Origin of the sequence: Oleiharenicola lentus (assembly GCF_004118375.1) — a bacterium.
GTDB lineage: Bacteria > Verrucomicrobiota > Verrucomicrobiia > Opitutales > Opitutaceae > Lacunisphaera > Lacunisphaera lenta.
On record NZ_SDHX01000001.1, the window covers coordinates 2,982,597 to 2,995,895 of the forward strand.

Here is a 13,299-nt window from a genome sequence, read left to right on the forward strand (position 1 = left end):
TGGAAAGCAGGTTCAAGAGCGCAGCGGGCTGGTTGACCGCGGAGAAGATCAGCCCGCCACCGGCGCGGCCGCCTTCTGCGCTGCCACCCACTCCCGGATGTGCGTCTCCAGCACGGTGAGCGGGACGGCGCCGTTGCGGAGGACTTCGTCGTGGAAAAGGCGGATGTCGAACTTCGCCCCGAGTTCCTTCTCGGCGTGGGCGCGCAGTTCCTTGATCTTCAGTTCACCGAGCTTGTAGGCGAGTGCCTGGCCGGGCCACACGATGTAGCGGTCAATCTCGACCACGATGTCGTGCTCGGACTTGCCGGCGTTGTCCTTGAAGTAATCGATGGCCTGCTGGCGCGACCAGCCGAGCGCGTGCATGCCGGTGTCCACCACCAGGCGGACGGCGCGCCACATCTCGTAGGTGAGCTGGCCGAACTTCGCATACGGGTCGGTGTAGAAGCCCATCTCCTCGCCGAGGCTCTCGGAATAGAGCCCCCACCCTTCGACGAAGGCCGTGTAGCCGCCGTGGCGGCGGAACTCCGGCAGCGCGTCCATCTCCTGCGCAAGGGCGATCTGGTGGTGGTGCCCCGGCACGGCCTCGTGCAGGGTGAGTGCCTCCATCTCCCACTTCGGCCGCGTGTGCAGCGCATAGGTGTTGGCAAAGAAATAGCCGGGCCGGCCGGTCTCGGGCGCGCCGGGGTAGTAGTAGGCCGTGGTCTGGGACTTCTCGGCGTAGGCCGGCACGGGCAGGATGCCATAGGGCGTGCGCGGCAGCGTCTTGAAGAGCTTGATCATCTGCGGGTCGGCGCGCTTGGCGATGTCGCGGTAGGCGCGGAGCAGGTCCTCCTTGTCGGTGAAATAGAACTGCGGGTCGGTGCGCAGGAACACAAAGAACTCCGGCAACGTGCCCTTGAACCCGACCTGAGTCTTCACGCGCTCCATCTCGGCGCGGATACGTTTCACCTCGGCCAGCCCAATGTCGTGGATCTGCTGCGCGGTGAGATCGGTGGAAGTGTAGGTTTTGATGCGCAGCGCATACCAGGCCCGGCCATCCGGCAGGTCGGTGGCGGCAATGGTCTGGCGGGCCCCGGGAATATATTTTTCGCGGACGAACTTCTCCAGGCGCTGGAACGCCGGACGCACTTCGATCGTGTAAGTCTTGGCCGCGGCAGCGCGCAGCTCCAAGCCCCGCTCACCCGACACGGCGGGCGGCAGGTCCACAAACGTGGCGAGCAGAGGGCTCTTGAGCGGCTCCTCGGGGATCTGGTTGAGAATCTGGGTGGGCACCTCGCGGAGCGTGATCTGCGGCGGGGTGATGCCCTTGGCGAGGCCCTCCTCCAGGAGTGAAATCACGTTATCCACGACCTGCGGCAGGGCCTGGAGCCGGGCCAGCTGGTTTTCGAAATGCCCGGCGTTGGCCGCCGACATTCCCCGCAGGAGCTGCGTGGCGTCCTGATGAATGCCGCCCAGCTGGTTGATCTGCTCGAGTTCGCTGGGGAAGCGGTTGCCCTCGACACTCTCCTCGGCCTGGCGCTTGAAGATGTCGTAGCTCACCCGGTCCACCGGCCCGAGCTGCGTGCGGTCGATGGTGGCCAGCGCCGGCAGGGCGCGGCCGGCAACTTCCCGGCGGCGGGCGATGGCCTCGCGGGACAGATCGGTCCACTCCCGCTCGTGTCCGGCGTAGCCGACCCAGGTGGCGTATTCGGGATAGACCGCCATCGTGTAGGCCCAGTCCGCCTGGAACAACGCGTGCAGGCGCTCGGCCTCGGGGGCCTTGCCCTTGGCGTCGATCACCGCCTGGTAGCGGGCCGCGAACTCGTCGCCCCGGCCGGATACGAAAGAAACGGCCCCGACCACCAGCGCCGCGAAAAAACGAAGTTTGCCCTGCATGGCGCGGCAGCTTTGAACATCGGGCTTTCGACGCAACCCCGCAATGCCCCGCCCCATCGAGCTCATCGTCGCCTGTTCGGAAAACCGCATCATCGGCCGCGCCGGCCGCCTGCCCTTCGACATCCCCGAGGACAAAAAGTGGTTCCACGACCAGACCGCGAACCAGACGGTGGTGCTCGGGCGGATCTGCTTTGAGACCTGGCCGCGCGTGATGCGCGACGGCCGCCATCCGGTGGTGATCAGTTCGCAGCCGGCACACATCCAGAAGATCACCGCCCAGAAGGCGGCGTCTGCCCCCGGCGCGGATTCAAACCTGCAGGCCGCCCGGGTTCCCGCCGGGGAACCGAGCATCGCGGCCAACGTGTCCGATGCGCTCGCTCTCGCGCAAAAGCTGCCCGGTCGCATCATGGTTTGCGGCGGCCAGCGCATCTACGAGGAGACCCTGCCGCTCGCCGACCGCATCCTGCTCACCCTGGTGCACGCGCAGGTGGAGGGCGACACCTGGTTTCCGGAGTGGCGGCACATCGCCTGGCGCGAGAGTTGGAAGCGGGAAGGCGCCGACACCAATTACCGTTATACGTTCTCGATTCTGGAGCGGGTGCGGTAGGATCGCCGTCTTTGCCGGGTCGCTCCTTGGCCCGAACTCGCGCGCGGGTTGCCGCAGGCGACGTCCCCGAGGCACCGAACCGCGGGGCTGATGGGCCCGCCTCCCTTCAAGCGGGGTGCGGGCACCCCACCGCCAACGAGATCACATCAGTGGTCGCAGGCCGTCGTGTCGATGTGCAGCAGCGCGTAGAGCGGGCAGAACCCGACCATCGCGGTAACCGCCGGCAGCAAGCCGAGCAGGCCCCACCACGTTTCTACGTGGACTCCCCAGAGGCCGATGAGGCAGCCCCCGACAAACCGCAGGCCGACGTCGATGGATCCGATGTTGGTTTTCATGGCGTTTCCTTTGTTGCCATGAGCATACCGCCAAAGCCGATGCGCCGCTCCGCACATTTTGGCGAAAAACGGGCGGGGGCGGACTTGGCGGAGAACGCAGCCGGTGGGCGGGACTTATTTCTTCCGCGCCGCGTGGGCCTTGGCGACCTCGACGTATTTCTCGGCCCAGGCGCGCAGGCCCATGAGTTCGCTCTCCTTGAGCGAACGAACCACCTTGGCGGGCGACCCAAGGATCATCGAGCCGGCCGGGGCGACGAAGCGCTGCGTGACCAGGGCGTTGGCGCCGACGATGCAGTGGTCGCCGATCACGGCGCCGTCGAGAATCGTGGCGCCCATGCCGATGAGGCACTCGTCGCCGATGGTGCAGGCGTGGATGATCGCGCTGTGCCCGATGGTCGTGTATCGCCCCACTTTCACGCCGTAGTCGTCGGCGAGGTGCACCACCGCGAGGTCCTGGACGTTGGATCCCTCGCCGATCTCGATGGTGTTGATGTCGCCGCGAAGCACGCAGCCATACCACACGCTGCTCAGGGCGCCCAGTTTCACGTCACCCATCACGCTGGCGTTGGGGGCGACGAAGGCCGCCTGCCGGGTGTCGGGAATTTTGCCCAGGTGCCGGGCCAGCCGTTCAGTGATATCCATGCCCGCAGCCTAGGGCTTGTCGGCCGGAGGGCAAACCTCGGATGCGCGCGCCGGTCGGCTGCCGGACACCCACACGATCAGACCCACCAGGCACCCGGCCGAGATGGCCGCGCCGGCAATCAGGCCGGCCAACAGGAGGATCAGGTCGAATGCGTCCATGCGGGGTGTGCCGGATTAGACGCGACGGCCGGCGGAAAGTTTCAGCTCAAAAGAAACTCGCGCCCCGTCGGGGGCATGCTACGAATCAGCGGCACTTCGCCCCGCCCATGGAGCAACTCACCCACATTTTGCGCGGCCTGTTCGGTTATGGCGCGCTCGTCGGCATCGCCGTTCTGCTCAGCTACAACCGCAAGGCCATCAACTGGCGGCTCGTTGCCGCCGGCGCGCTGCTCCAAATGGTGTTCGCCGCCGCCGTGCTCTTCGTCGGGCCGGTGCGGGACGGCGTCGAATGGGTCGGCGGCATCTTCGTGGCCCTGATGGGCTTCACCGGCGAGGGCGTGCGCTTCGTGTTCGGCTCGCTCGCCGATCAGGACAAGCACGGCGTCGTGTTCGCCATCGGCATCCTGCCCTCGATCATCTTTTTCTCCGCGTTCACCTCGATGCTCTACTACCTGGGCGTCCTGCAGAAGATCGTCTATGCCTACGCCTGGGTCATCTCAAAGTTCATGCCGCTCTCCGGTGCGGAGACGCTGAGCGCCTCCGCCAACATCTTTCTCGGGCAAACCGAAGCCCCGTTCCTCATCAAGCCCTACCTGCCGCAGATGACCCGCTCGGAGATCTTCACGATCATGGTCGGCGGCATGGCCACCATCGCCGGCGCCGTCATGATCGCCTACATCAGTTTCCTCGGCGGCAGCAGCGTGGAGCAGCAGGTGTTGTTCGCCACGCACCTCATCACCGCCTCCGTCATCAACGCCCCGGCCGGGCTGATGGTGTCAAAAATCATCCTGCCCCAGACCGAGCCGATCAGCAAGGACCTCGCCGTCTCCAAGGAAAAGATCGGCTCCAACCTCGTGGACGCCGTCTGCCTCGGCACGACCGACGGCCTGAAGCTCGCCGCCAACGTCGGCGCCATGCTCATCGCCTTCACCGCGCTCGTGGCGCTCTTCAATGCCGTCTTCGGCTGGGTCGGCGCGCCGCACACGCTCACCATCGCCGGGAACGAGATCTTCACCTACCCGGGCTTCAACGGCTGGATCGACCAGGTCACGGGCGGCGCCTTCAAGTCCTTCTCCCTCGAGTTCATCCTCGGCATCATCTATGCGCCCGTCGCCTGGCTCATCGGCATCGACAGCGGCTACCTGATGCAGTCGGGCCAGCTGCTCGGCACGCGCACGGTGCTGAACGAATTCGTCTCCTTCCTCCAGCTCGGCCAGATGAAGGCCAACGGCACCCTCACCGACCAGCGCACGATCATCATCCTGACCTACGCGATGTGCGGCTTCGCCAACATCGTGTCCATCGGCATCCAGATCGGCGGCATCGGCACGCTCGCGCCGAATCAGCGGGAGAACCTGGCCGCCCTCGGCGTGAAGGCCGTCTTCGGCGGCACCATCGCCTGCTACCTCTCCGCCTGCGTGGCCGGCATGATGATCTGAGGCACCGCGACCCAATTGGGGCCGAAAGAGCTCCGGGCCGCTATTTCTGTGCGGACATCGCGGCCGACGCGGAGCGCAGGGCCCCATTTGTCTTTCGCCCCAGGCCAGGCGCAGCGGTTCACTTCAGGGCATGATGGCGAGGAACCGCTCGACCGCCCCGTTGACGGGATAAGTGAAGGCAACCGGCTGTGCGTCCACCCAGCCGCGCACCACGCAGCGCGCCGTGGTGCCCAGGGGCAGCCCCGGCGGACGAATTTCGAAACGGCACTCCTCCACGCGCACCAGCACGCTCTGGTTGCCGGCGGCCTTGAACAGCCGTTCCGTCGCGGCATCCATGGTCGCCCCCGAGCGCACCAGGGCCGCGGCGTTGAACTGAAGGTCCGCCGGCACCCCGGGCAGGGTCGCGAGCTCGCCGGTGGAGATCAGCACGCCGCTTTCATCCATGCGGAGCACCAGACGACCCAGCGCGCGCCCGCCCAGCCGCGGCGCCACGCGCGGCGCCAATTCGAACAGTTTGGCCACGCGCAGATCCGCGACCTTCAGCTCGAGCGTGAGCGCGGTTTCACCGAGCTGGTAGCCAAAGGGCTGCGTCTCCACCCGGCCGCCCAAGGCTGACGCCACGGCCCGACTGACGTTGATTTGTTTTCCGTTCCAGAGTCCGAAGTCCAGGTCCAGATCGTCAAAGGGCAATCGCCCCGCCCGCAGCTGCCGCACCTGCAGCCGGCCCGCGGATGTCCGCAGCTTCCAGAGGTCGGAGAACTCCAGGTCCGCCTCCGCCCCGGTGAGGGTGATGTCCCTCGTCCCGGCCTTGAAGTCCGCCTCCCGCAGGCTGACCCGGGCGGTGGCGGCGAAACGCTTGGCGGTCACCTTCCCCTCGGCCACGCCGGTCAGCCGGCCGGCCAAGGTCCACGGACCTCCCGGCAGCAGCACGAGGCGCTGGATCTGCGGCGACCAGGACGCCAGATCGAGCTCCGCGCTATGCACCTGGAAGTCCAGCTCCTGCCCCGCGCGGAGCAGGGTGCCGCTGCCCGCCAGGCGGAAGCCCTCGGCCTCGGCGACGAGGCTGCCGATCCAAGAAGTGCCGCTCCGGGGCTGGCTCTCGAGCTTGACGGCCACGGGTCGGTCGGGCGTGAGCGCCATCCGCACCACCAGTTCGCCCTCCAGCGCAAGCGAGCGGAAGGGCGGCGGCACCGGTTCATCCCCCAACCCGCCGTCCTCATAGGTGTCCCAAACAACCGCCTGCACGTCGGAATTGTCGAGCGCCACCGGCACGCGGGCGCCTTCCACCTGCACGTCGCCGAGCGAGGCCTGCCACCATTTCTCCCGCACCAGGATCACCCGTCGGGCGGATACCGGCTGGGAACGGAAGGTGCAGGCCAGGTCCGCCACCTCCAACCGCCACGGGGTGCCACGCACTTCGCCATGCCGGATCTCGGTGGCCCCGGCCATGCGCAGGACCGAACGCACCACATAGCCCCCGAGCCAGAGCCGCGCCGCCAGCAAGGTCGCGCCCAAGGCCACCCCCGCCGCGACGATCCAGAACCAGCGGTGGCGGAGGAGCGAATTCATGAAGGGGTTGGTCGCGACGCTGATGCCTGGCGGTCCGGGCGACAATCGCGGAAAAACGCTGGCCGTGGACCGACCGGCCCGCTTAGCTGCGCGGCATGGCAAGAAACCGCCCGCAGCCAACCTGGCGCGACCGCCTGCCCGGGCGCCGGCCGGAGGATCATTTCCAATGGCGGGGCAAGGAAGTCTCCCGGCTGGAGAATCTCGCGGACGCCGTGTTCGGCTTCTCCCTCACGCTGCTGGTCGTGTCCACCGAAGTGCCGCGGGATTTCGCCGGCCTCCAGCAGGTGCTGCGCGGCTTCCCGGCCTTTGCGGCGTGCTTCGCGATCCTGCTGCTGTTCTGGAACGAGCACTACAAGTTTTTCCGGCGCTACGGCCTCGAGGATTTCTACACGCGCACCCTCAACTACTTCATCCTGCTGCTGGTGCTGTTCTCGGTCTATCCCCTGAAGTTCCTCTTCGGGGCCTGGCTGGGCGGCGGCACGCGCATGAACGGGCCCGAAGAACTCTGGTTCATCTACCGGATCTACGGCCTCGGCTTCGCCAGCATCTGGACGCTCTACGCGCTGCTCCAGGGCCACGCGCTGCGCCGGCGCGAACAACTGCGCCTGAACGAACTCGAGCTGATCTACACCCGCCTGCAACTGACGGAGTTCCGCCTCCAGGTGGCGGTGTGTTTCCTTTCCGTCGGCCTGACCTATGTGACCACCAAGCCCTGGCTGCCGGGCGTGTGCTACGCGCTGATCGGTCCGCTCGCGGCCTGGAACGGCATGCGGCACGGCCGGCAGGTGCAGGCCGTGCTCGATCGTCGCAACCAGCCGTCGCTCAGCTGATCCGCGCCGGTTTGAGCTTCCAGATCTGCTCCGCGTATTCGCGGATGGTCCGGTCGCTGGAGAACTTGCCCATGCGCGCGGTGTTGAGGATGGCCATCTTCGCCCACTTCCGTTTGTCGCGGTAGGTGGCGTCCACCCGGGCGTGGGCGTCGCAGTAGCTGCGGAAATCGGCCAGCAGCAGATAGGGATCGCCGCCGTGCAGCAGGCTGTGGTGCACGGCACCGAAGGCCCCGTGCTCACCGGGCGTGAAGTAATCGCTGCCCAGCCAGTCAATGACGCCGCGCAGCTCCTCGTCGGCATTGTAGAGATCCCGCGGGTTGTAGCCCCGGGCCCAGAGCGCGGCGACCTGCTCGACCGTGAGGCCGAAGATGAAGATGTTTTCGTCGCCGACCTCCTCCTTGATCTCGACGTTGGCGCCGTCGAGCGTGCCGATGGTGAGGGCGCCGTTGAGGGAGAGCTTCATGTTGCCGGTGCCCGAGGCCTCCTTGCCGGCCGTGGAAATCTGCTCGGACAGGTCGGCCGCCGGGATGATTTTCTCGGCGAGCGACACGCGGTAGTTGGGCAGGAAGACCACCTTGAGCTTCCCGCCGATCCGGGCGTCGCCGTTGATGCGGGCGCCGATGACGTTGATCGCGCGGATGATGTTTTTCGCGAGGTCGTAACCGGGCGCGGCCTTGGCACCGAACACGAACACGCGCGGCACAATGTCGAGGCCGGGATGCTGGAGCAGGCGGCGGTAGAGCGCGAGGATGTGCAGCAGGTTCAGGTGCTGGCGCTTGTATTCGTGCAGGCGCTTGATCTGCACGTCGAACAGCGCGTCGGGCGAGACCTCCACGCCGCACTCCGCCTTGATGATGGCGGCAAGCTCGACCTTGTTGGCGCGCTTCACGGCCATGAACTCGCTCTGGAACGCCGCGTCGCCGGCGGACTTCTCGAGCCCGCGGAGCAGGTCCAGGTCACGGGCCCAGTCCGTGTGGCCGAGACGCTTCGTGATCAGGTCCGAGAGGCGCGGGTTGCACTTCAGCAGCCAGCGCCGGGGCGTGATGCCGTTGGTCTTGTTCTGGAATTTTCCGGGATAAAGCGCGTCGAACTCGGGGAAGAGATCCTGCTTGAGCAGCGCGGTGTGGAGCGCGGCCACGCCGTTGACCGTGTGCGAACCGGCGACGGCGAGATTGGCCATGCGCACCATCTTGCCGCCGTTCTCCTCGATCAGGGAGCAGACGCGCTTCTTGCCGTCGTCGCCGGGCCATTTGGCCTCGACGAGGTGCAGCACGCGGCTGTTGATCTCGTAGATAAGCTGGAGGTGGCGCGGCAGAACTTTCTCAAAGAGACCGACGCTCCACTTCTCGAGCGCCTCGGGCAGCAGCGTGTGATTGGTGTAGGCAAAGGTCTGGCCGACAATCCCCCAGGCGGCCTCGAGGGACATGTTTTCCTCGTCCACCAGGATGCGCATGAGCTCCACCACGGCGATGGCGGGGTGCGTGTCGTTGAGTTGCACGGCGACCTTGCCGGAAAAATTGGCCCAGGAGTTGGCCGGGTTGCGGAGGTGACGGCGGATGATGTCGCGCAGCGAGCAGGCCACGAAGAAATACTGCTGCATCAGGCGCAGTTCCTTGCCGTTCTCGGTCTTGTCGTTCGGGTAAAGTACCTTGGAGACCGTCTCGGCCGAGGTCTGCTCCCGGACGGCCTCGAAGTAGCCGCCGCGGTTGAAGGCGGCCAAATCGAAGTCCTCCGTGGATTGCGAGGCCCAGAGGCGGAGCAGGTTGACGGTCTTGGTGCCGTAGCCGGCGGTCGGGATGTCATGCGGCACGCCGAGGATCGTCTTGGTGTCCACCCAGCGCGGACGGTAGTTGCCGCGGTCGTCGAAGACGTTTTCCACACGGCCATAAACGCGCACTTCCTGCGCATATTCGGGGCGCACCACTTCCCACGGGTTGCCGAAACGGATCCAATTGTCGGGATGCTCGACCTGGTGCCCGTTGACGAACTGCTGCCGGAACAGGCCGAACTCGTAGTAAATGCCGTAACCGAGCGCCGGATAATCCATCGTGGCCAGCGAATCGAGGAAACAGGCCGCGAGGCGGCCGAGGCCGCCGTTGCCGAGACCCATGTCCACCTCGGCGTCACGAATCTTCTCAAAGTCCTGGCCGTGGGCGGCAAGGGCCGCGCGCGCCGTCTCCAGCATGTCGGTCGCGAGCAGGTTGTTGCCGAAGAGCCGGCCCATGAGGTATTCGAGCGAGAAGTAGTAGAGGCGGCGGACGTTGTCCGCGTTGTGCACCGCCTGCGTCGCGATCATGCGCTCGTGGATGGTGTCGCGCACCGCCAGCGCGGTGGCCACCCACCAGTCATGCGGCGTGGCCGATCCCTCGTGCCGGGCCAGGGTCGAGACCAGGTGGCGGTGGATCAAGGCGCTCAGTTTTTGCGCGGATTCATCCGGCTTGGCTGAAGCGGGCGCTGCTTTCTTGGCGGGCTTGGAGGCTTTGGCAGTCGGCATAGGCAGGAGGAGTATCACAAGCCGTGCCAACCGCGCACGCAAGGCGGGACTGCCCCGTCAGCCAACCTTTGCGGAAAAATGCGCAGGATATAAGAAATCTCGCATCCCCGGGGTGGGATTCAGCGCTGAAACCGGCGCGCAAGCTCGCCGCGACTCAGCTCAAAGTGCGTGGGCCGGCCGGTGGGGCTGCTGTGGGGCTGCGAGCAGGCAAACAACTGGGCCACCAACGCCATCGCCTCACCCTCGCCCAGGGTCACGGGCAGGCGCACGGCCTTCTGCGCCGCCAGCCGGGCAAGTTCCTCGCGGGCGAGGTCGGCGCGCCGCTCGTCCAGGCGGCCCTCCCGCATCAGCCCGATGATGTCGCGCAGGAATCCCTCGGCATCGGCCGGGTCCAGCCAGACCGGGACCGACTCGATGCGGAAAAAATTCCGGCCGAACTCCACCACTTCCAGGCCGTGACGATGCAGAAACGGCAACCGCTCCAAGAGCATCGCGCTCGCAATCGCGTCCAGTTCCACGGGCACGGCAAACAGCAGCCGCTGGCTCGCCACCTCGCCGATGGCAAACTGGGCCTGCAGCCGCTCGAACCAAACCCGTTCGTGCGCCGAGCGCCGGTCGAGCACCACGAGCCCGCCCGGCGCCTCAAAAAGCGCGTAGTCACCGTGCGCGGTGTCGAGATAACGCCAGCCCATCAGCACGCCGGGCGAGATTCCCGCCGGACGCAATGCCGTCGGTGCAACCGGACTCGCCGGCTTGAACGGAGCAACCGACACCCGCGGCGGCGGCACCTGGATTGACGGAGGTGGTGATACCGGCGAGAACGGGCGAAAGGGCTGAGCCATCACCGGGGACGCGGGCGCCGCAAAGAGGGCTGTCGTCGCCGGCACCACCGGATCACCGGGCATCGCCTCCGCCGTTTCACGCGAACTCGCACCGGCACCGAACTCCCGCAGCGCTTCCAGCACCGCCCGGATCACAAAGCCCCGCACGGCGCCCTCGCTGCGGAAGCGCACCTCGCGCTTGGCCGGATGGACGTTCACGTCCACCGCGGCGGGTTCGAGGTCCAGGAAAAGCACGGCCACGGGATACCGGCCCTTCGCCAGCGAGGTCGCGTAGGACTCGATCACCGCGTAGTTGAGCGTGCGGCTGTCCACCGGGCGCCGGTTCACGAACATGATCATCTCGTGCCGGGTGGCCCGGCTGACTCCGGGCTTGCCGATGAGTCCGCTGAGCTTCAGCCCGATGTCACTCGCCGCGACGGGCAGAAGGTCCTGGGCAAGTTGCCGGCCGAAGATCTCCCCCACCCGCTCCTCCAGCGTCGTGCAGACGGGCGACTGGAACAACACCCGCCCGTCCTCAATCAGCGTGAACGCCGTCTGCGGACAAGACAGCGCGTAGAGCCGCACGGTCTGGACAATGTGCGCCGACTCCGTCGGGTCGCTTTTGAGAAACTTGCGGCGTGCTGGCACCGAGTTGAACAGGTGCGACACCGTGATGCGCGTGCCCGGCGCCAGGCCGCATTCGCGCACGTGGACGAGTTTGCCGCCGTTGATGAGAATCTCCGTGCCCGCCGGATCCTCGGCGCGGCGGGTGCGCAGCTCGAAGCGCGACACGCTGGCGATCGAAGGCACCGCCTCGCCCCGGAAGCCAAAGGTCTCCAGCCGGTCCAGATCGGCCGTTTCCACGAGCTTGCTCGTGGCATGGCGTTCCAGCGACATCTGGGCGTCGTCGCGGGTCATGCCGCAGCCGTTGTCCTCGACGCGGATCAGGCTGCGCCCGCCGTGGCTGAACTCGACCTCGATCCGGGTCGCCCCCGCGTCGAGCGAGTTCTCCACCAGTTCCTTCACCACGGCGGCCGGACGCTCAATCACCTCGCCGGCGGCGATCTGGTTGGCCACGCGGTCGGTGAGGATGCGGATCGTGGGCATGAGAACAGGCGGAAGGTGCAGAAAATTCCGGCGGGAGCGAGTTTATCGTTCGGAGCGCTCGTCGGCGGCCGGCTCGGGCGGACGGACCAGCGACGCCACGATGCGGAACGGCCGGAACAGCCAGTCGCCCGCCAAAATCGGATCCACATGGCCGGGCGTTTCTTTCAGCCGGTTGCCGAGCAGCACGAGCAGGCCCGCGCCCACGACGATGAACACGAAGAAAGCCTGAAAGGCCGTCACATTGACCGAGGGCACCGGCCCACCGCCCTTCAGCACCAAGCCCCACACCATGGGCGCGAGACCGCCGAGGAAGAAGGTCAGCGCACCATGCAGCGAGACCGGCAGGGCCCGGTCGGCCGCGGGAAGAATCTTGGCCAGGTAGCTGACATTGGCGGAGCCGAACATGCCCAGCGTCGCCCCCAACAGGAAATACAGCGCAGGCAGCAGAAATGGCAGGGCCGGACGCCAGTGCAGGCCCGCGAGCCAGCCGGCGGCAACCATGCCGCAGAGCACGAACGCGGCGCGGAAAAAGGGTTTGGCGCCTGTGCGGTCGAGACGAGAACGCATGAACCAGTTGCCCGCGATCACGCCCAGATACTGCACGATGGTGCAGCCCATGATCAACGAGGGCGCGATGCCGGCCTCGACCTTGAGAAAGTAGGCCGAGAACGGCACGATGGACGTGGTCACCACGTAGAACAGCACCGCCAGCCAGAGATAGGCGCTGAACTCACCGGAGCGAAACATCAGCCGCGGGGTGTCGGCCCAGATTTTACCCAGGCTCATCACGCTGGGCCGCGGGATATCGGGCAGCGAACGCAGGCACCGCACCGCGAGCCAGGCTCCTGCGATGCTGAAAGTATACTGCACCGCGTAAGCCGCAGACGGCGGCAGCCAGGTGAAAGTGGCCGCACAAAGCAGCAGCGTGGCGATGGATGCGGCCCCGCCCATGATCTGATCAGTGGACCAGTATCGTCCGCGCACCGCCTCGGGCACCAGGCCCTGCAGCCAGGTCGTGATCGCCGCCGCGCCCACCGACCGGCTGAGCGAGTAGCAAAACATCGCCGCGACCATGGCGGTGACCGACCAGGCGGGCGGGTTTGACACCACCGTCAGCGCGAGACCCAGCGGAACGAGCAGGAACCAGCTGCGCGCACCCCACCCGGCCATCGTCAACCGTTTGAAGCCCAGCCGCGGCAGCAGCGCCGTCGCCAGCACTTGCACCGGCGTCAACAGGAGCGGCCAGCCATAGACCAGACCGGTCTGAAACGAATCGGCCCCGAGGTAGGCCATGAAGAGCACGGTCGGCGTCGCGGTGGCGACCTGCCAGTTCATCGCGTTGAAAAACGCGAAATACAGGCCCTTCCGGTAAGGACGCAGGGCGGGGTCGCGCTGCGGGAGCAAGGGCAGCATGGCTTAAC

The 13,299-nt window shown here is 66.7% G+C and carries 11 protein-coding genes; 3 read left to right on the top strand and 8 right to left on the bottom strand.

What is annotated here, in order from left to right; genetic code table 11:
• Window positions 1–48: 48 nt before the first annotated feature.
• Complete coding sequence (locus tag ESB00_RS12265; RefSeq protein ID WP_129047972.1) at window positions 49–1,875, bottom strand: DUF885 domain-containing protein; 1,827 nt, start codon at window positions 1,873–1,875, stop codon at window positions 49–51.
• Between the two features lie 43 nt (window positions 1,876–1,918).
• Here ESB00_RS12265 and ESB00_RS12270 point away from each other — a divergent pair, with 43 nt between their 5' ends.
• Window positions 1,919–2,482 carry a dihydrofolate reductase gene (locus ESB00_RS12270; RefSeq protein ID WP_129047973.1) on the top strand — a complete coding sequence of 188 codons (564 nt, stop codon included), beginning with the start codon at window positions 1,919–1,921 and terminating at the stop codon, window positions 2,480–2,482.
• Window positions 2,483–2,628: 146 nt separating this feature from the next.
• Here ESB00_RS12270 and ESB00_RS12275 read toward each other — a convergent pair whose 3' ends face one another.
• From ESB00_RS12275 to ESB00_RS19685, 3 genes are all read right to left on the bottom strand, one after another.
• Window positions 2,629–2,817: a YgaP family membrane protein gene (locus ESB00_RS12275; RefSeq protein ID WP_129047974.1), complete on the bottom strand. Its 189-nt coding sequence runs from the start codon at window positions 2,815–2,817 to the stop codon at window positions 2,629–2,631.
• A 114-nt stretch (window positions 2,818–2,931) separates the two neighbouring features.
• Window positions 2,932–3,459 (bottom strand): gamma carbonic anhydrase family protein, encoded by a 528-nt coding sequence (locus ESB00_RS12280; protein ID WP_129047975.1) that lies wholly within the window; start codon window positions 3,457–3,459, stop codon window positions 2,932–2,934.
• 9 nt (window positions 3,460–3,468) lie between these two features.
• Window positions 3,469–3,618: a hypothetical protein gene (locus ESB00_RS19685; protein ID WP_164976185.1), complete on the bottom strand. Its 150-nt coding sequence runs from the start codon at window positions 3,616–3,618 to the stop codon at window positions 3,469–3,471.
• A gap of 107 nt (window positions 3,619–3,725) precedes the next feature.
• On the opposite strand from ESB00_RS19685, the gene ESB00_RS12285 reads away from it, so the two are divergent.
• A complete protein-coding gene (locus ESB00_RS12285; protein WP_129047976.1) occupies window positions 3,726–5,057 on the top strand; it encodes a NupC/NupG family nucleoside CNT transporter in 1,332 nt (443 codons plus the stop codon).
• 123 nt (window positions 5,058–5,180) lie between these two features.
• Here ESB00_RS12285 and ESB00_RS12290 read toward each other — a convergent pair whose 3' ends face one another.
• Window positions 5,181–6,626 carry an intermembrane phospholipid transport protein YdbH family protein gene (locus ESB00_RS12290; protein WP_129047977.1) on the bottom strand — a complete coding sequence of 482 codons (1,446 nt, stop codon included), beginning with the start codon at window positions 6,624–6,626 and terminating at the stop codon, window positions 5,181–5,183.
• A 95-nt stretch (window positions 6,627–6,721) separates the two neighbouring features.
• On the opposite strand from ESB00_RS12290, the gene ESB00_RS12295 reads away from it, so the two are divergent.
• The gene (locus tag ESB00_RS12295; RefSeq protein ID WP_129047978.1) at window positions 6,722–7,456 is read left to right on the top strand and encodes a TMEM175 family protein; all 735 of its coding nucleotides are present in this window, start codon (window positions 6,722–6,724) and stop codon (window positions 7,454–7,456) included.
• Here the strand turns inward: ESB00_RS12295 and ESB00_RS12300 are convergent.
• The 3 genes from ESB00_RS12300 to ESB00_RS12310 form a co-directional block, all read right to left on the bottom strand.
• On the bottom strand, window positions 7,449–9,950 hold the full coding sequence (locus ESB00_RS12300; protein WP_129047979.1) for a glycogen/starch/alpha-glucan phosphorylase: 2,502 nt from the start codon (window positions 9,948–9,950) through the stop codon (window positions 7,449–7,451). The genes ESB00_RS12295 and ESB00_RS12300 overlap by 8 nt on opposite strands.
• 119 nt (window positions 9,951–10,069) lie before the next feature.
• The gene (gene mutL / locus ESB00_RS12305) at window positions 10,070–11,878 is read right to left on the bottom strand and encodes a DNA mismatch repair endonuclease MutL (RefSeq protein WP_129047980.1); all 1,809 of its coding nucleotides are present in this window, start codon (window positions 11,876–11,878) and stop codon (window positions 10,070–10,072) included.
• Between the two features lie 42 nt (window positions 11,879–11,920).
• Complete coding sequence (locus ESB00_RS12310) at window positions 11,921–13,291, bottom strand: MFS transporter (protein ID WP_129047981.1); 1,371 nt, start codon at window positions 13,289–13,291, stop codon at window positions 11,921–11,923.
• Window positions 13,292–13,299: the final 8 nt, after the last annotated feature.

Bases quoted from the DNA above. Each gene is read 5' to 3' on its own strand.
- ESB00_RS12295 (WP_129047978.1), top strand. From the start codon at position 6,722: ATGGCAAGAAACCGCCCGCAGCCAACCTGGCGCGACCGCCTGCCCGGG.
- ESB00_RS12300 (WP_129047979.1), bottom strand. From the start codon at position 9,950: ATGCCGACTGCCAAAGCCTCCAAGCCCGCCAAGAAAGCAGCGCCCGCT.
- ESB00_RS12310 (WP_129047981.1), bottom strand. From the start codon at position 13,291: ATGCTGCCCTTGCTCCCGCAGCGCGACCCCGCCCTGCGTCCTTACCGG.
- ESB00_RS12285 (WP_129047976.1), top strand. From the start codon at position 3,726: ATGGAGCAACTCACCCACATTTTGCGCGGCCTGTTCGGTTATGGCGCG.
- ESB00_RS12270 (WP_129047973.1), top strand. From the start codon at position 1,919: ATGCCCCGCCCCATCGAGCTCATCGTCGCCTGTTCGGAAAACCGCATC.
- mutL (WP_129047980.1), bottom strand. From the start codon at position 11,878: ATGCCCACGATCCGCATCCTCACCGACCGCGTGGCCAACCAGATCGCC.
- ESB00_RS12290 (WP_129047977.1), bottom strand. From the start codon at position 6,626: ATGAATTCGCTCCTCCGCCACCGCTGGTTCTGGATCGTCGCGGCGGGG.
- ESB00_RS19685 (WP_164976185.1), bottom strand. From the start codon at position 3,618: ATGGACGCATTCGACCTGATCCTCCTGTTGGCCGGCCTGATTGCCGGC.
- ESB00_RS12265 (WP_129047972.1), bottom strand. From the start codon at position 1,875: ATGCAGGGCAAACTTCGTTTTTTCGCGGCGCTGGTGGTCGGGGCCGTT.
- ESB00_RS12275 (WP_129047974.1), bottom strand. From the start codon at position 2,817: ATGAAAACCAACATCGGATCCATCGACGTCGGCCTGCGGTTTGTCGGG.
- ESB00_RS12280 (WP_129047975.1), bottom strand. From the start codon at position 3,459: ATGGATATCACTGAACGGCTGGCCCGGCACCTGGGCAAAATTCCCGAC.